Origin of the sequence: Pseudomonas sp. dw_358 (assembly GCF_018449655.1) — a bacterium.
GTDB lineage: Bacteria > Pseudomonadota > Gammaproteobacteria > Pseudomonadales > Pseudomonadaceae > Aquipseudomonas.
Window position 1 is genome coordinate 35,765 of record NZ_JAAVUX010000015.1, and the last position, 18,224, is coordinate 53,988.

At 57.9% G+C, this 18,224-nt stretch carries 9 protein-coding genes; 4 read left to right on the forward strand and 5 right to left on the reverse strand.

All coding sequences use genetic code 11. The features are described from left to right. Positions 1–2 precede the first annotated feature (2 nt). The 4 genes from HB675_RS19560 (at position 3) to HB675_RS19575 (ending at position 8,688) form a co-directional block, all read left to right on the forward strand. Positions 3–6,308: a DEAD/DEAH box helicase gene (locus HB675_RS19560; protein WP_213880576.1), complete on the forward strand. Its 6,306-nt coding sequence runs from the start codon at positions 3–5 to the stop codon at positions 6,306–6,308. A gap of 113 nt (positions 6,309–6,421) precedes the next feature. Further along, positions 6,422–6,778: a transposase gene (locus HB675_RS19565; RefSeq protein ID WP_345945783.1), complete on the forward strand. Its 357-nt coding sequence runs from the start codon at positions 6,422–6,424 to the stop codon at positions 6,776–6,778. A 41-nt stretch (positions 6,779–6,819) separates the two neighbouring features. Continuing rightward, positions 6,820–7,110: an IS66 family insertion sequence element accessory protein TnpB gene (gene tnpB, locus HB675_RS19570; RefSeq protein WP_256737618.1), complete on the forward strand. Its 291-nt coding sequence runs from the start codon at positions 6,820–6,822 to the stop codon at positions 7,108–7,110. A 63-nt stretch (positions 7,111–7,173) separates the two neighbouring features. Then, positions 7,174–8,688 (forward strand): IS66 family transposase, encoded by a 1,515-nt coding sequence (locus tag HB675_RS19575; RefSeq protein WP_213880691.1) that lies wholly within the window; start codon positions 7,174–7,176, stop codon positions 8,686–8,688. A gap of 466 nt (positions 8,689–9,154) precedes the next feature. On the opposite strand, the gene HB675_RS19580 is transcribed toward HB675_RS19575, so the two are convergent. The 5 genes from HB675_RS19580 to hsdR all read right to left on the reverse strand — a co-directional run bounded on the left by HB675_RS19580 (position 9,155) and on the right by hsdR (position 18,214). Then, entirely contained in the window at positions 9,155–10,090 is a 936-nt protein-coding gene (locus HB675_RS19580) for a restriction endonuclease (protein WP_213880578.1), read from the reverse strand. Positions 10,091–10,116: 26 nt separating this feature from the next. Then, positions 10,117–11,535, reverse strand: a complete 1,419-nt coding sequence (locus HB675_RS25995) for a restriction endonuclease subunit S (RefSeq protein WP_256737616.1) — start codon at positions 11,533–11,535, stop codon at positions 10,117–10,119. Further along, positions 11,532–13,073 (reverse strand): N-6 DNA methylase, encoded by a 1,542-nt coding sequence (locus HB675_RS19595; protein ID WP_213880580.1) that lies wholly within the window; start codon positions 13,071–13,073, stop codon positions 11,532–11,534. The genes HB675_RS25995 and HB675_RS19595 overlap by 4 nt, the downstream gene beginning before the upstream one ends. Positions 13,074–13,139: 66 nt before the next feature. After that, positions 13,140–14,651: an RNA-binding domain-containing protein gene (locus tag HB675_RS19600; protein WP_256737617.1), complete on the reverse strand. Its 1,512-nt coding sequence runs from the start codon at positions 14,649–14,651 to the stop codon at positions 13,140–13,142. Between the two features lie 98 nt (positions 14,652–14,749). Then, positions 14,750–18,214 (reverse strand): type I restriction-modification system endonuclease, encoded by a 3,465-nt coding sequence (gene hsdR, locus HB675_RS19605; protein WP_213880582.1) that lies wholly within the window; start codon positions 18,212–18,214, stop codon positions 14,750–14,752. Positions 18,215–18,224: the final 10 nt, after the last annotated feature.

The window sequence follows — 18,224 nt, forward strand, 5'->3', positions numbered from 1 at the left end:
CCATGCGTAACTTCTCTGAGCTTGTCGAGCAAACCCTGGATCGTACGCGCGAAGCAACCCTCGGCGTATTGGGAATCAGCGATGGAGGTCTGCGGCGTCATTTGCACCAGAGCCTGTGCAACGAACTAGGGGCCGATGGCTGCATGCTGGCCCCGCCCGTGTTCGAGCATACTTTTGGCTGGCACGAAGCCAACCTGCGGCTGCAGGATCTGCAAGCAGAGAAGCTTCTCAGCGCTGAGCTACTTGAAACTCTGGCGACGGCGCCTGCTTATGTTTTTCCAAAAACAGCGCGGCCCTACGTCCATCAGGTGCAGGCTTGGCGTTCACTCCTCAATGAGAAACCTCGTTCGGCAATCGTTACCACGGGCACTGGTTCTGGTAAAACTGAGTGCTTCATGGTGCCAATCCTGGAGGACTTGATTCGTGAATATCAGCGCAGTCAGCAAGCGTTGGTTGGCGTGCGCGCGCTATTTCTCTACCCGCTCAATGCCCTCATCAATTCACAGCAGGAGCGTCTGGACGCGTGGACCCAGCGCTATGGCGATAACATCCGCTTTTGTTTGTATAACGGCAAAACTGCGGAAAAGGCGTCGTCCAAACGCAATGAGCAAAAGCTCAAGCCGAACCAAATCCTCTCTCGCGAATTGCTTCGCCGCGAGCCTGCGCCAATTCTGATGACCAATGCGACCATGTTGGAGTACATGCTGGTCCGTCAGGTTGACAGCCCCATATTGGAGATCTCGCGCGCGAGCCAATCGTTGCGCTGGATCGTCTTGGACGAGGCACATACCTATGTGGGTTCGCAGGCCGCGGAGCTTTCGATGTTGTTGCGTCGGGTGGTGCACGCTTTCGGCCGAAGCCCGGAGCAGCTGCGCTTTGTTGCCACATCTGCAACCATTGCCGGGGCTGAAGCCACCGACCGGCTGCGCCGTTACCTGGCTCGTCTGGCTGGGGTTGCGGAAGAGCAAGTGGATGTCATTGATGGTTCGCGTAAATGGCCCGACTTGCCTGAGGCTGGCAGCCAGCAAACTTTGAGTCTCGCTGGGCTGCAGGCCATGCAGCCTGCAGAGGAGACTTCCACCGAGCGCTATCAGGCGCTGTGCGCACATCCGATAGCCCGGCAACTGCGCCACGCCGTGGTCAGCTCAGGAAAACCGCTCGGGCTCAATGACCTCGTGGCCGAAGTTGCCGATCAGCTCGAGAGCAAGGAGCGCGTTGGGCAGCAGCGTGAAGTGTTGCAGTGGCTGGATGTGCTGACTGGTACACGGCCGGCTGCCAAGCAGCCTCCCTTTCTCAAGTTACGTATCCACATGTACCAGCGCATGCTGCACGGGCTCTGGTCATGTATCGATCCGCAATGCGGCAGCAAGTCCGAGCATCTGTGTGACTGGCCTTTCGGCAACGTATATGTGTCGCAGAAGGCAAGATGCACATGCGAGGCCCCGGTCTACGAGATAGGCTTCTGCGAGGAGTGCAAGGCGCCGCACCTCTTGGCTGAGGACCGGAATGGAGAGCTGTTGCAGCCGCGGGCTTACGCCGGCGACGAGTTTGCGCTGAACGACGATGACGCTGGCGCTGATGATGGCGACGCTGGTGGTACTGGCCCTTCGAAACGAGTACGAACTGCTGCGCAACGTGTTGTAGTTGCTGGGGGTAGTACGCTTGCCAAGCCGTTTCACCGTCAGCCGCTGGATCTTGTCAGCCTTAAACTGGGGACGGTCAATGCTCAGCGACCTTTGTCCATCGCGTTTGCGCTGGAAGGGCGTGAGCCAAAGGGCGGAGAGCCGGAACATTTCTCCTGCTGCAGCGTTTGCGAACACGCAAAGTCGGGCACCAGTCGTTTTTTGCGTGGCGCCTATCTAGGCGCCCCGTTCTATGTGGCTAACGCCGTCCCCACCTTACTGGAGTTTTGCCCAGATCCGGAAAAAGCTGACTCGGAGGGACGCTCTCCTGAAGAGCTGCCGGGCCGTGGTCGTAAGCTGATTACCTTTACCGACAGCCGTCAAGGCACAGCGCGCATGGCGGTACGCATGCAGCAGGAAGCAGAGCGTTCGCGGCTGCGCGGCCTGGTGTTCGAGACCTTGAGAAACGCCCAGGCGAAAGCTGATGCACAGCCGCAGGACTTGCCAACTGCCACCGCGGAAGAGTTGCTGACTAAAGCTATCGAGCTTGAAGGTATCGGTTTGGCTGCCGCGGCCGCAGATCTTCGGCAAATGGCTGCAAAGATGCAAAGCGGCGTTGCTGCGGCGTCATCTACCGTTTCCCTGACGTGGTCTCAAATTCTTCATGAGTTGGCTGCCGCCAAGGATATCGACCCTTTCATCATCAAGTACAATCGCCACGCCAACCCGGCATTGTTCGATGGCCATGAGGGCGGCCTGACCATGGCGCGGCTGTTGATGAGCCGTGAGTTTTCCAGAAGGCCGAAGTATCAGAACAGTTCCGAGACCTTGGGCCTTATCAAAGTGGGCTATACGGGCTTGGAAAAGGTCGCCACTACGCCATCACACTGGACGACTACGCAGGCTTACGCTGCCACTGGTCAGACCGATGCGCCCCGCACTGCCTTGACCCTGCAAGACTGGCGCGACTTTCTGCATGTGGCGCTTGACTTCTTTGTGAGGGAAAACACGTTCATCCCCATGGAAAACAAGCTGCGTCGCTGGATGGGCAGTCGGCTCAGTCCGAAGTCACTCTATGCACCCACCAGTGATGTGCAGGAAAGCAGCAACATCAAGAAATGGCCACAGGTCAAATTGCATAGCGCACACCGGCTAGTCAAGTTACTGGAAGCCGCTACGGGACTGGACCGTCGCCACCCTGGCGATGCCGATACGATGAGCGGCTGGTTGGAGGGTGCATGGGTTGCGTTGGTGGGAGCGCAGATTCTTGAAGGCTCCGACACCGGCCACCGGTTGAAATTGGAAACTCTCAACTTTTCACTACCCACCAACGCCTGGCTTTGCCCTGTTACCCATAGGCTGCTGGAAACTACGTTCCGTGGGCTCACCCCTTACTTACCACGAACCATGGGTACGCGTAGTTATCGCTGCACGCGAGTCGACATGCCAAGGTTCGCTATGCTGGGCGCCGGCGCCAGTGCTCAGTCGAAGCAACAGCAAGTTCGCAAGCTAGTCAACGCCGACGCCACCGTTGCTGGCTTGCGTGAGCAAGGACTATGGAGCGACATTTGCGATCGCACGCTGGAGGGCGGTTTCTACTACCGCGTTGCCGAGCACTCAGCGCAACAGCCAGCTGAATTATTGGACAAATATGTCGAATGGTTCAAACGTGGCGATATCAATGTGCTGAACTGTTCGACCACCATGGAAATGGGTGTGGACATTGGCGGTATCTCAGCAGTGGTGATGAATAACCTCCCGCCTCATCCCGCCAATTACCTGCAGCGAGCTGGCCGCGCTGGCCGTCGCGACGAAGCGCGAGCCATTGCCTACACCCTGTGCAAAGCCGACCCGCATAACCAACGTGCATTTGCCAATCCCAAATGGCCTTTCGTGACCGCAATTCCTGCACCGGCAATTACTTTGAGTTCGACCCGCATAGTGCAGCGCCATGTCAACTCACTACTGCTGGGCATTTTTCTGCGAGCGCACAGCAGCGCCGACGGCGATCGCACCAAACTGACCTTGCATTGGTTTTTCGGCACAGAAGACTCGCCCTGCCAAACCATGGTGGGCTGGCTGCGGGCATGCCCGGAGGAGTTCACCCAGGCCGTTCGACATCTCGTGGCGGGTACGAGCCTCGCTGGGCGGGCAATGATCTATGTGGTGGAGAGCACGCTAGGCGCGCTCAAGGCCTTGGAGCATCGCTGGCTGGACGAATACCGCAACCTCAACGAAAAAATTCAAGGCGCCAAGGACGAGGCCTACAAGCGTGCGCTCACTCTCGAGAAGCAGCGCCATGAAGGTGAGTACTTGTTACGTGATCTCGCTTCGCGGGCCTTCCTGCCAGGTTATGGCTTCCCGACCGATGTGGTCACGCTCAAGACCTACAACATCGAGGACTTCGTGCAAAAGCGCAACGATAAAAAGGAAAGCCGCGAGGACAGTTTGGCCAGCAGTCGGGAAATGCCATCTCGCGGGTTGAACATCGCTATTCGCGAATACGCACCAGGCGCGCAAATCGTAATCGATGGACGAGTGTTCCGCTCGGCCGGAATAAGCCTGCAATGGCATGCTAACGGCGAGATCAACGAGGCACAGAAATTCGATCTGGCCTGGCGCTGCCCGGAGTGCGGGAACAGCGGCATGATCGAAAACGCTTATGCCAACAGTGACAACGTGCGCTGCACCTACTGCAGTACCATGATATCGGCCGATCTACGTCGCCGCGTGCTGCGTCCCGCGGGTTTCGTAACCGATTTTTATGAAGAAACCACCAATGACGTCAGCTCACAGAAATTCATCCGCGTTGAGGACCCACGTATCCAGCTGAGTGGGGAGAGCAGTGCATTACCCGATCCTCGTTGCGGATTCTTCCACTTCGGTCACGACGGCACCGTATTCCACCATTCCTCTGGCGAGCACGAGCAAGGGTATGCCGTGTGTCTGAGTTGCGGGCGGGCAGAGTCAATGCTTCCGGGAGCGGAGGTGCCGCCTGGTTTGCGCGCTGATCAAATGCATCGACCGGTCGGCGGTCTGGCGGGCAGTCGCAAGGACAAGGATTGCTCCGGCGCGGCGGTCACTCACCACGTACATCTCGGCTACCAAATTCATACCGACGTACTTGAGCTTTATCTGCGTAATCCATTGACCGGTCACTGGTTGCCCGACTCGGCTGATGGCCGCGTCATCGCCTCGACTCTGGGCGCAGCGCTGCGAGATGTTATCGCAGATCAACTGGGAATCGTCAGTACGGAAATGGGCTTCTGCCATCGAGTCGATCGCGACCGCGAAAGCCGTCAGGGCAGAGCCGTGATTCAACTGTACGACGAGGTCAGCGGCGGCGCAGGCTTTGTTCTTGAGGGGCTCAACGACATTACCAGCCTGCTGAAAAAAGCCATGCAGCGCCTTCAATGTCCTGCCGATTGCGAAACGGTGTGTTCGCATTGCCTCGCCGGCCAGGACAGCCGAGTCGAACGGGAGGAGCTTGATCGGCGTCTTGCCCTACAGTGGCTGCAGGATGCCGCCTTGATCGACCATCTAGGTCTGCCCTCTGTGTTCGATCCAATCCCCGGCGCGCGCTATTGCCCGGTCGGACCCTTGCGCTATCTTGCCAGTGCACTCAACAGCCATGAGCAGGGCACCGCCCCCGCTCGGTTGCTGCTGTGTCTGCAGGGCGATCCACAGGAATGGGACTTGGACAACCCGCGTTTCAGGCAGCAGGTACTCACTTGGGCAATTTCCGATGGGCTCAAAGTGACCTTGGGCATAGCTGTGGACTGTGCGCTGCACTCCGACCAGAAAAGCGTACTGCTACAACTGGCGCGGATGGGCATAGACCTTGCCGTACTGCCCAGAAGCGACGTGCCAACTCGTTCGCTTCTGCTTGCTCAGCTAGAGACTTGCAACATTTGCCACAGCGTCTACGCGAGCGACCAGTCCGCAGCACTACCGGGGGCCGGTTGGCTGAGCGGCCAAGGCGACATCACCTGGGTTGCTACCAGCGCGGAGTCAGCAATACAAGGGCAACCCCTCAGCACCAGCAGATGGCAGAGCGACAACCAGGCGGCACGCATCGTTGAAGTCACCGCTGAACTTGATGGGCCGGTCAACACGTTGAGCAAGCGTCTGGCCGTCTTGATTGAAGACAAAATGCCAGAGCTGGCGCAGTTGCTGGCAAGTGATCACGCGATGAGCATCAGCTACTCCGATCGTTACCTTAAATCGCCATGGTCGTTGATGTTGTTTACTGGTTTTCTGAAGTTGTTCGAGGGGCCGGAGCTCAAGACCATCTCTTTGGCCACTCTGGCCGTCGGTAATGGCCCAGCCAGCACGTTGATGCACCATGATTGGCAACGAGCCGAGGATCAGAAGGCGCTCATGGTTGATTGGTTGTCAGAGCTGGTCGGTATCGAACCCCAGCTTACCTTGGAGCGTAATAGCCGTGACGTGCTGCACGGCAGAGCCTTGACGGTTACATGGCAATCGGGACGGGTCAGCCAGATTCTATTTGATCAGGGCATGGGCTATTGGCGGCCACGCATGCCTTACCGCGATGAGCTGGAGTTTGATTTCCAGGCGCCTGCGCAGCGGCAGATGGATGATATGAGCGAGAAGTATGCTCGGGCGCAAATGCAACAAGGTGGGCAGTGGCCGACCTTTATGAGCTGGAAGAATAACGTCTAGGAGGGGCGTCACCTGCGTCTGGGGTGGCGTTTTAGTTATTGGGGCGTAACCGTCCGGCGAAGTCACCTACCCGATCCCTGTAATAAGGGCGATGTTCTCCACTTAAAAAATACGTGGACACCATCGCCCTTATCATCAGGATTGCCATGCGTCAGAGAACTTCTTACCCCAAGCCCTTTAAAGCTCAGATCGTCCAGGAATGCCTGCAACCTGGCATGTCGATGGCCAGCGTAGCCCTGCGCCACGGCATCAACGCCAATCTGGTTCGCAAATGGATACCTCTTTATCGTGATTGTGAGCCGACAACGCTGCCCGCTTTTGTTCCGATAAAACTACCATCCCCACCCCAGGCCGATCTGGAAATGTCCGTCAGTATCGACGTTCCTTTCGGCCATCAAAACCTCATCGTGAAGTGGCCGCTGGCCGATCCCGACGGGTGCGCCCGTTTTATCCGTGGTCTCACTCAATGATCCGCATCGACGCCATCTGGCTCGCCACCGAGCCCATGGATATGCGCGCCGGCACCGAGACCGCCTTGGCCAGAGTTGTCACGGTGTTCGGTGCGGCGAAGCCGCACTGCGCTTATATCTTTGCCAATCGACGGGCCAACCGAATGAAAGTACTGGTGCACGACGGGATTGGTGTCTGGCTGGCGGCACGCCGGTTGAACCAAGGCAAATTTCACTGGCCAGGCATTCGACAAGGTAGCGAGCTCGAACTGGATGCCGAGCAACTTCAGGCCCTGGTACTTGGTCTGCCTTGGCAGCGCGTTGGCGCTGGCGGTGCAATAACGATCCTTTAAAAAGGCTGTAATTAACGTCTGAGCTTGCTGCCGCAGGCGGTCTGCTTTGGTAAAATCCACGGCATGACTTCCTTGCCCAACCTCGACCAAATGACCCCCGACCAGCTGCGCGCTCTCGCTGCGCAGTTGCTGTCGAAGGTCGACACCATGGGCAGAAAGAGCCACCGCGATGACACCATCATCGAGCAGTTGACCCACGAGATCGCACTTCTCAAGCGGCACCGGTTTGCCAAGCGCAGCGAGCAGATCAGTCCCGAGCAAGGCAGCTTGCTCGACGATCTGCTGAACATCGATCTTGAGGCTATCGACGCCGAGCTGACGGCACTGCTTCCCGCTCCTGCTCCAGCAGAGGCGCGCCAAAAGCCGAAGCGCGCGCCGTTGCCGCCACAGTTTCCACGCACCGTCATTCATCATGAGCCAGAAAACACCCAGTGCTCCTGCGGTTGCCAGCTCCAGCGCATCGGCGAGGACGTCAGCGAGAAGCTGGATTACACGCCAGGCGTGTTCACCGTCGAACAACACGTGCGTGGAAAGTGGGCCTGCCGTCAGTGCGAAACACTGATCCAGGCGCCGGTACCGGCCCAGGTGATCGACAAGGGCATCCCAACCGCAGGCCTGCTGGCTCACGTGATGGTGGCGAAGTTTGCTGACCACTTGCCGCTGTATCGGCAGGAGAAAATCTTCGGGCGCGCCGGTTTAGCGATCCCGCGCTCGACACTGGCGCAATGGGTTGGGCAGACCGGTGTGCAGCTTCAACCGTTGGTTGATGCCTTGCGAGAAGCCGTTCTGGCGCAGCAAGTTGTCCACGCCGACGAGACGCCGGTTCAAATGCTTGCGCCCGGACAGAAGAAAACGCACCGAGCTTATGTATGGGCTTACTGCACCACACCGTTCTCGGCAATTAAAGCTGTGGTTTATGACTTCAGCCCGAGCCGGGCCGGTGAGCATGCGCGTAACTTCCTCGGCACGTGGAACGGCAAGCTGGTGTGCGATGACTTTGCTGGCTACAAAGCAGGCTTCGAGAAGGGCATGACCGAAATCGGCTGCATGGCCCACGCCCGCCGTAAGTTTTTCGATCTGCACGTGGCCAATAAAAGCCAGTTGGCAGAGCAGGCGCTGCACTCGATTGGCGGCTTGTACGAGGTTGAACGCCAAGCGCGAGACATGAGTGACGAGGATCGTTGGCGAATCCGGCAAGAAAAAGCAGCACCATTGGCGAAAGCACTGCGCGAGTGGATGTTCACCCAGCGCGATCTTGTGCCTAACGGCTCAGCAACAGCCAAAGCCCTGGATTACAGCCTTAAACGCTGGGTAGCGCTGACGCGCTATCTGGAAGATGGAGCTGTACCCATAGACAACAACGCAGTCGAAAACCAGATTCGGCCGTGGGCACTTGGACGTTCCAACTGGTTGTTTGCCGGATCGCTTCGCAGCGGCAAGCGGGCGGCGGCGATCATGAGTTTGATCCAATCGGCGCGCATGAATGGGCACGATCCGTATGCCTATCTTAAAGATGTGCTGGCGCGGTTGCCGACGCAGCGGGCGAGTGAGATTGAGCAACTGCTGCCGCATCAGTGAGTATCTGCCTAAGTCGTGCAAGGTGACTTCGGCGGACGCTTACATTGGGGCGATGTATGGAAAAGATCATCTGTCAGGCGTATTGATCCAGTCGGCCATCGCCCGGCGAAGAGCGTTTTTTGGAATCTCAGGAAAATAATGAGCAGAAGCTCTGTATGTGGGAACCATCTATACCTCGCCCTCCAAGCCCAAGGGAAAGTTTTCGTGGACGTGCCGGCCCTTGAGGACTCGATCTTAAATGGCGAGGTGGGGTCATCGCTGTATAAGCTCATGGCGATTTTGCCAGGCGCGCGAATAATTGCTGCGTAATTTTGCTTCCCATGGATGATGCTTGTTGAGCTCAGTCTCTATCAGGATTCGATATCGAAGTGTAGCCGACGGCTTTTGATAACTACTTCCATCCCTGATTTTAAGGTACGTAGGAGCGACACCCGTTGCGCTCAGGTATTTGGGCTGCAACGTCGGCTCAGCCGAGTGATTCGTCAAAGTAATCGCTGTCGAGCCTGGGGACTTTGTAAATCTGCGAGCTAATGCCCACATCGTGGTCGAGCATCAGATTGACCAGGCGTTTGCCATCGACCAGTACCAGCCCCTCAACCGAGCGCGCGAATTCAACGGCTTGGGCGGTGAAGCCGGAAGTGGTGATGAATACACCGCGTTTGGCTTTCTGCCCGGCAAGGGCGCCATAAAACGCTTGCAGGTCGGGGCGGCCGACGGTGCTCTGCCAGCGCTTGGCCTGCACGTAGACCTTTTCCAGCCCCAGTGCGTCCAGCGAGATCACGCCGTCAATGCCGCCGTCGCCACTGCCGCCGACCTGCTGCAGCGCCTGACGGTTCGCTCCGTAGCCCAAGCTGTGCAGCACATCGAGTACGATGTGCTCGAAGCGCGTCGGGCTCGCTTGCAGCAGGCTGTCCAGCAGGTCGCCCGCGACGCTGGTGCGCAACTCGAGGATGGCTTGGTTCAGGCGCTCTTGCGGGCTGCTAGTGGCGAGGTCGGTCTTGGTAATAAGCGCTGGCGTGTCGTTGCTCTCATCCAGCGAGGCGGCATCCGGTGCAGCCTTCAGCTTCACGCTCATGAAGTTCACAGCTAGATACTCGACCTGCTCTGGGGTCAACGGGGTCGGGTTGGCCTGGGCGAATGCGCGGCCGGTGTCGGTCAACTGCCAGTAACCACGCTTGGCGCTGCTGGAATAGCCGGCGCGCTTGAGCCGATCATGTGCCCAGCCTGAACGGTTCTTGTAGGTGGCCTGGCCACTGGCGATGGTCTCCTGCCTCTGCGCCTCGCTTAGACCAAGCGTCACGGAGGCCGCTTCGTGGGCCTCGCCCGCCGTGGCACCCTCCAGGTGGGCGGCGAGAAAACGCAGGATGGGCTCGATGAACTGGTCGTAGGTCGGGACAGACATGGTTCGTTTTCTTCCTGATGTAAGGCTTAGCTCAATTTGGCAACCTGGCGACCGCGCTTGGCCTTGGGCATGGCGGCGCGTTGAGCCTTGATGCGCTCCAGCAGCACGCTGGCCGGTTCGTCGTTCGGATCTTGTGGGACTAGTTCGCCGCGGAAGGCTTCGGCGAGAATGCTTTGGGTCAGGAGATCGATACGTACTTGGGCTGCTTTGATACGTGCTTCCAGTTGATCGGCGAAGGCGAAGAGTTGCTCGACGCGCCGGACAATTTCAGCTTGCTCATCGTGAGGAGGTAACGGAATTTGAAGGGCTCTTACGTCGCCGATGTTTATGCCGCGAACGGCGACGCCGCGAGTGGCGTTTTTCATTCGACGCTGTGTTGAGTCTGCCAGCAATGCCCAATATACAAAATCAGTCGAAATGAGCGGTGATATTGAGAGTCGAGCAGTATCCTGCGTAATATTTGCTCCCTCAAGGCTTGCCGGGATCTTGATCAGACGGCCAACGCTCCCCCTGATAGATAGCAAAAGATCGTTTTCTAGAAGTCGGGCACGCTTGAATTGTTGATCAATCTCGGAGCTGGTTTTCTTGATATTGGTTATGTTGAGCTTGTTACCTGGAAAATCCGCAACTCGGATGTACGGGACGCCCTCTTCCAACTCTGGTCCTGGTTTTAGAATGCCGTAGGTGATTGGTCGTCCCGGCACACACACGTCACGCAGTTCGGCAATATCCCAACTATCCGGCAAATCATCTGAGCTGAGGTCGTGAGCCTCTTCTGTAGGGTTAGATGCATTACCACGAGCATGTCCGCCTTCCGCAATATGAGCATTTTTTATTTGCTGATGTAGCTCGGAGCCCTTGTCCATGGGGGGGCTATTAGTGCGCCACTCCTCTGTCAACCGCCCGGATACGGCGGCAGCGAGGACGGACTGGCGAAATCGCTTCAGCAGCGCGGGGATGCTGTCGATGCGGGCTTTTAGGGTATCGACCTGTGCCAGCAGTTCGTCGAGCTTGGCGGCGATGCGGGTTTGCTCGGCGAATGGTGGAACCAGATACGCTGCATCTTTCACGATTTTGAAATGCCTTGCGTACCCTCTGCTTTCAATCGGAAGGTTGCGCAGAAAGAAATACAAGAACCGTGTATCTATTTCAGGGTGCGGCTTTAGAACCTGCACGCCATCTGCACCTGGAATAAATGGAAAGTCTATCCATTTTACTTCGCGAGTGTGATCGCCAAAAATTATCAGTGGCTTATTTTCAGATACCACAAAACTTGCATCATCCAAATAGCCGGAAATGAAGCTCCGTCCTTGATCTACGACGGGGAATTTTCCTTCAGTCAGAACGTCAGCTGACTTTACCTTTTTTCCGGAAATAGAGATCTGACTAAATACTTCGTCGAATCCAAGGATTAACCAGTTTGCGGGAATATCATTACTAGTCATGCGTCTTCCTCGCTAGAAAAACCCATGACTTCTGCTAGTAGCCGCTTCTGCGCCCCCACCTCATCCCCTGCCCCCAGCGCCTTCATCAGATCTTCCAACTCACGCAGCGCCTCAGTCAGTTCTGCCATGGCCTCCCCTGCCAGAACTTCCGGAGCGGGCAGGTCGGTGGCGTCCAGGCTGCTATCGTCCTTTAGCCAACTGAGGTCCAGCGAGTCACCACGTTCATTGCGGATGTAATCGCGGGTAAAGCAGCGGAAGCGGCTGGCGTCGCCAATGCCCTCGACGTTTTCAGCGCGTGGGCTTGCGCCGTTCGGGTCTTCGCCATAGGCATCTTCGAACGGCTTGAGGTGGGCTGGGCCGAAGGGGGTGCGTTTGCCGAAGCTGGGCATGTTGCTGCGCAGGTCATAGATCCAAACGCGCTTAGTGCAATCCTCCTCCTGGCGCGAGTTTTCCACGGTGCCCTTCTGAAAGAACAGCACGTTGGTCTTCACGCCCTGTGCGTAGAAGATACCGGTAGGCAGGCGCAGGATGGTGTGCAGGTTGCACTTGCCCATCAGGTCGCGACGCACCTCGGTGCCGACGCCGGCCTCGAACAGCACGTTGTCCGGCAGCACCACGGCGGCGCGGCCACCCGGCTTGAGGCCGCGGTAGATGTGCTGGAGAAAGGCCAATTGCTTGTTGCTAGTGCGATAAGTGAGGTCGTCGCGGGTTGGGCCACCGCCACCCTTGGCGGTGCCGAACGGCGGGTTAGAGAGGATGACGTCGACTTTGGGCAGGTTGGCCCCGACCTGACCTAGTGCATTGCCCAGGTGCACCACGCCTTCTTCATCGCCTTCCATGCCATGCAGGAGGGTATTCATCAGCGCCAAGCGGCGGGTGCCGGGAACCAGTTCTACGCCGACAAAGGCTCGATTGCGCTGGAATGCTTGTGCTTTGGCGTCGAGGTCGTAGTGGTCGTCGGTTTGGCTTTTGATGTAAGCGTCAGCAGCAATCAAAAAGCCCGCAGTACCTGCGGCTGGATCTTGAATAGCCTCACCCGGCTGCGGCTTGATGCAGCGGATGATACTGTCGATCAGCGGCCGAGGGGTGAAGTACTGGCCGGCCCCGGACTTGGTCTCGCTGGCGTTCTTTTCCAGCAGGCCTTCATAAAGATCGCCGAGGCCGTCTTGGCGGGCGCTGAACCAGTCGATGCCGTCGAGGCTCTTGATCAACTGCTCGAGGTGGCGCGGTTCCTTGAGGCGAGTCTGAGCGTCGGCGTAGATGGCGGCGATCAGCGGGTCAGGGTTTTTGCCAAGGTCCAGCAGCATCTGCCGGTAGTGATCGAGCAGGTTAACGCCGGACTTGCCAGCCAGGTCTGGCCAGCGCGCGCCTTCGGGCAGCTTGTGGCCGAAGCTGTCGTTGTTCTGCACCTGTTCGTATTCCATCTTGATGAACAGCAGAAGCACGAGCTCGGTGACGTAGTCGCTGTAGTTGATGCCATCGTCGCGCAGGACGTCGCAGAGGTTCCAGAGTTTCTGGACGATATCGGAGTTGGTCATGGGGTACCTGTGGCGAAGTGTGTAAAGCGCCAGATTGCGCTGGCGCAAAGAAGTGGTTGTCTGGGCTCAGTCGTCTGAGGAGCGTTGTTCGGCCTTTAGCGCTCGGCCGGCCGCAGTCAGGCGATAGCGTTGCTTGCTGCTGTTGGGTTTGTCTGGAATGGTCATCTCGACCACGCCAAGCGCCAGTAGTGGGGCCAAAACCTGCTCGCGGAACTTGCTGCGGTTGCTGCGCCCGACGAAGGTCATTAGCTCTGGCGCAGTGTGATCGCCTGTCATCTTGCACAGCAGCGTTATCTGCTCTTGCTGCAAAGACAGGCGAGTTTCGGCTTGTTCTTCTTCGACAGCGGACTCAGTCCCTACTTGGTCCCTACTTGGTCCCGACTTAGTCCCTACTTGGTCCCCACTTGGGCCCGAAAGAGGCCCTTTTTCAACGGCGCGCTGAATCACCACCTTGAACTGATTACTCTGCCGGTCGTCCTCCAGCCGGATCATTGGCCAAGCATCGATAGCGCGCGGGATGCCGGTGCCCAAACCGCGATAGGGAAGAATGTGCACAGCATGGGAGGTGAGCGTCGGGTTGCGACGGTTGGACAGGCCGAATCGAATTTTCTCGGTATCGAGCACGTCAGGCAGGTGCCCGGGGCTGATCAGTTCGATGCGATCGGCGAAGATCATGATCCGGATGGAGGCGCTGACAAAGTAGTCGCGGTGGATCAGGGCATTGACCAGCAGTTCTTCAAACACCTCCTCCGGCACTTCCAGCTGGCCGAGGGTATTGAAGCCCTGCTGGCGCTGCACGTGGTGTAGGTTGCGCTTTATGAAGGCAAGGCTGCGTCGGTACTGTTCCTGCAGATTGCCGTCGATATCTTCGCTGTCTAGATAGTGGCGGTCATGCAGAACCGTGCCCGGAAACGCCACGGCCTTGATATCGAACGCCGGGCACAGGCGTTGTGGCGCTTGGCCGAAGAGCAGCAAACCGGCCAAATTGGGTGTGTCGCCACTGGCGAGGCCAAGATTTTCCAGGATGCGGGTGGTTTCCAAACCTGTCTGTTCGGGGCTCTGCCGAAAGCGTCTTTGGAAGTACTCGCCAAGCGCTTTGGCGTCGATATCCGCCACGCTGCTGCCCGCGACCGGTACCGCATCGGCGCACACCAGCCCGGCCTGCTGGAACAAACGCTGCAGTTCTTCACGGGCCGTGACCCGACGCTTGTCGGCGCCGTTCTTAACCCAGATGCGACCCTGGTTGTCGACATAGGGTTTATTCAGCCCTTGTTCGACTGTCACCACCATGACCAGCCCGTGCTCGGTCTGAAGGTTGCTGGACAATGGATTGATCGCCGGACGGACATTCTGTGAGGCCGCGTTGGAGAGCAGTTGATTGAGTCGCGAAATGTCGGCGCTACTCAATCCGCTCACCGTGCCGGAGTCGTCTACGCCAATCAGCAAATAGCCACCGGACGTATTGGCGAACGCCACCAACTCGGCTGCCAAGGCATCGATATTGCTGAAGTCGCGCTTGAACTGATGGCGGCTGTCCTCACCACGGTCAAGGATCTGATGAAGCTCGGCAAGGGTCATTAAGCGTCTCTAGATGTTGCAGTCGATAACTCGTGCAATAGGAGGGCATTATCCCTCATGAACGAGTACCGTGGCCAACCCAGCGTTCAGGATCGGCCTCATCCCGTCTGTGCCCACAGGTTGTCATTCAGGGCGTCCAGTACCACGCCCAGGTTGCCGCCGAGCATCTTGTCCAGCCGCGTGCTGCCGCCATCGCTCTTGAACGCCTCACCAATCTGCTTCTTGTCAATAACGACCTCGTGCACCAGCTGCTTGGCCAGGCGGTCAAGCCACTTACGCTGAATTTGAGTCCAAGGCTGCAGGGTATAAATCGTCTCCATCGCCTTGGTTACGCGCTGCTCGAATGGTAGCAAAGCCTCTCCAAGGGCGGCGCGGCGGATGAAACCGACGATACTGGCAGCGATTTCCTGGTTGGTTTGGTTGCGCCAGGCGCTTTGCAGGTTCACCTCACTGTAGCCATGCCCGTCGAGCAGCAGGCGCACTTCGCGCAATTGTTCACGGGTCAGGTCTTGCGGGCGGTTGACCACTACGCCGAGGGCCACTGACTGGTTCAACTGATTCTTAATGAAGTCGTTGAAGCTTTCCAGATAGTCGGCGGGCTTTTGGTAATTGCCGTAGTTCTGCTCACGGACCATCAGTTCGTCCGTGTGAGTGGAGATCACCGGGTAGTTCAGCGATCCCAGCAGGGCATTGACCGTGGCGAGCTGATCGAGCAGTTGGGCATGCTGTTGGATGAACTGGGCAGCTTGCTGTGGGCCGAGCTGGTGAAGGTGCTGATGCAGTTTGTCCGGGGCTACGCCCCAGGTGTTCTCCAGTTCGGCGAGCTTGGCCTCTAGGGTTGGCTTTTGCTCGGCCTTATGGCTGGCCTTGCGCAGAATACGCATGATCCGCTGGCTAAGCTGGTCCAGGACGTCGTGGGCATGACTAGTGTCTGGCTGGTTACCAGGAGCATCGAGGCTGGCTGGGTTGGTTAGCTCGCTGACCAACTGTTCGAGGCTGATGCTTGGGTCTTTCACTAGTGGCTTCATTGTATCTACTGGCTCGAGGGCAGCGTACAGATCAACCGGATCGTAGATTCTGAATACCGTCTTGCCGATTTCATCGCAGCGGCGAGTCGCGCGGCCCTTCATCTGTTCGTAGAGAATGCGCGAGCGCACCCGGCGCATGAACACCAAGTGGCAAATGCGTGGTACGTCGATACCGGTGGTCAACAGGTCGACCGTGATGGCAATGCTCGGGTAGCGCTCGTTCTTGTACTGGCGGATCAGTTGTTTGACCTTGTCACTTTGCCCGGTGATGATCTGTACAGCTGCCTGGTTGTAATCCTCGCCGTGAACGTCCTTGAAGGCTTCGTCGAGAAGGTTTTTGACTCGCTCGGCATGGGCTTGGTTAACGCAAAAGATCATCGTTTTTTCGTCGCCCGACGGGTCGAGCTCTTGTGCCAGTTGCTCGCAGATGACCTTGTCGAAACCGGGCGTAATCACGCGACGATTGAAGGACTCGATTTCGAAGTCGAGTTCGTCCTCGAGCTCGGCGACATCCACCTCGCCGGTGCTCGTATCGATGACGCTGACGCTCTCGCCCTTGGCAAAGTGGATGCCATTCTGGCTCAGCAGGGTTTGGTAGCGGATTGGAGGTTCGTGATCAATCAGCCAGTCGTCAGCCACGGCCTCACGGTAGCTGTAGGTGTATATCGGAGCCCCGAAGACCTCGCTGGTGTGCTTGGCTGGGGTAGCGGTGAGCCCGACGCGGCAGGCGTCGAAATAGTCGAGCACGCGACGATACTGCGATAGATACTGGTTGAAGTCGCGCACTGCCAGCTCGCCTTCAGTCATTTCCTGATCGAGGGTGTAACCGCGGTGGGCTTCGTCGACGATGATGCAGTCGAAGGCATCGATGGGCGGCGGAGTGTCCGACTGGAAGATGCGCTTGACCATGGCCTGCACAGTGGCGACCTGAACCCGTGTTTCAGCTTCGGCAGCCATGTCACCTAGTTCTTTGACGTCGTAGATCTGCGCCAGCGTGTGGTTCTGTTCCAGCGTCGCCTCATTGAAGGCTTCGATGGCCTGTTCCCCCAAGGCGCTGCGATCGACCAGGAAAAGAATACGGCGAAAGCGCTCGGCCTTGAGCAGGCGGTACATCAAGCCAATGATAGTGCGCGTTTTGCCGGTTCCGGTCGCCATGGCCAGCAGACAGTTGCGGCGATTGGCGGCTAGGGCCTGTTCGACGGCGCGGATGGCGTTTTCCTGATAGTCACGCAGCTTGAGATAGGCGAAGCCTTCCTGCTGTAGTTTCGCCTCGGCGTCCTCACGGCTGCGTTTGAGCAGGTCGAGTAGGCCGCCCGGCGTGTGGAAGTCCTGCAGCGGCCGGCGCAGGTTGGCCGGGCTGCGCAAGTCACGAAACCAGATGCCAGACAGCTCAGCGAGCTGCTTAATGAAGGGCCGGCCATTGCAGGCAAAGGCAAACGGGACTTTGAAGTAGCCGCCCTGGCCATCCGCCCAGCCCGTGTTCTGCCCGGCCGGTTGCAGATTGTCGGTAACGATCAGTTGGCGTGAATAGCGCTCGGCTTGGGGAATGCGGTCCGCTATGTTGACACGCTTGCGCTTGGCTTCGACGATGGCGACTGGGATTAGGCCGGCGAACAGCACGTAATCAGCGTTTTCTTTCGGCTTGCTGGTTGGCCATTCGGCGATGGCCTTGTTCTTGCCCTTTTCGGGCCGAGCGCCCTTGCTGTAGGTAAGATCGAGCGAATCGGCCTCCCAGCCGGCATCGTTCAACTGTTGATCGATGAGAATACGGGTGAGGTCTTCATTGAGGTCGAACTGGCTGCTTGCCTGCTGAGTTTTACGCGTGACCTGCTGGGCAGCTTGCGGCTGATCTTCAAGCTGTTGTTGCAGCACTTTCAGCCGCGCCTCGAAATCAACTCGAGCCTTCGATAGCTCTGCCTCGCGTTCAAGGGCAATCTGCTCGTAGACGCGGGCTTCCTCGTTCATCTGCCCAACAAGATTGGCTTGCTCTTGCCTTTCTTGCGCCAATAGCTCGGCTAATTGGTGGTTGTTCTCCAATTGCTGGCGACTGTCGCCGAGTTCTGCGCGAAGTTTTTCGATCTGCCCCTGCAGCTCACGTAGAGGCTCACTCGGATCGGCCGGAACCATGAAAGGCCCAGGCTTGAAGGTGTTGCCGCCCGTGCCAAATGACTGGTGATACCAGATCGCCAAGGCGCGGGCGACCCTCAGCCCGTCCAGTGCCTCACGATGCTGGGTGCGGAATTCATGGGTAGCCTTATTGCCTTCGATGCGCAGCGTATGGAATAGGTTACGGATGTTACCGTCGAGCTGGATTTCACGACTCAGACGGAACAGCAGATCAGCTTGGGAAGTGGTGGCGTCGAACTCAATGCCTGCTCTTACCGCCAGATCCTGGGCGAGCGCTTCGCCCAACTGGCGCAGTTTGATCAGCGTCGTGTTGGGGTCACTGGAAAATACTCGCTCGGCCGCATTGGCAAGTTGGAAAAAAACCGGATCGTGTTCTTTGAAAAAGGCGAAGTTGCTGTTCTCTGCCATGTTCCATCCC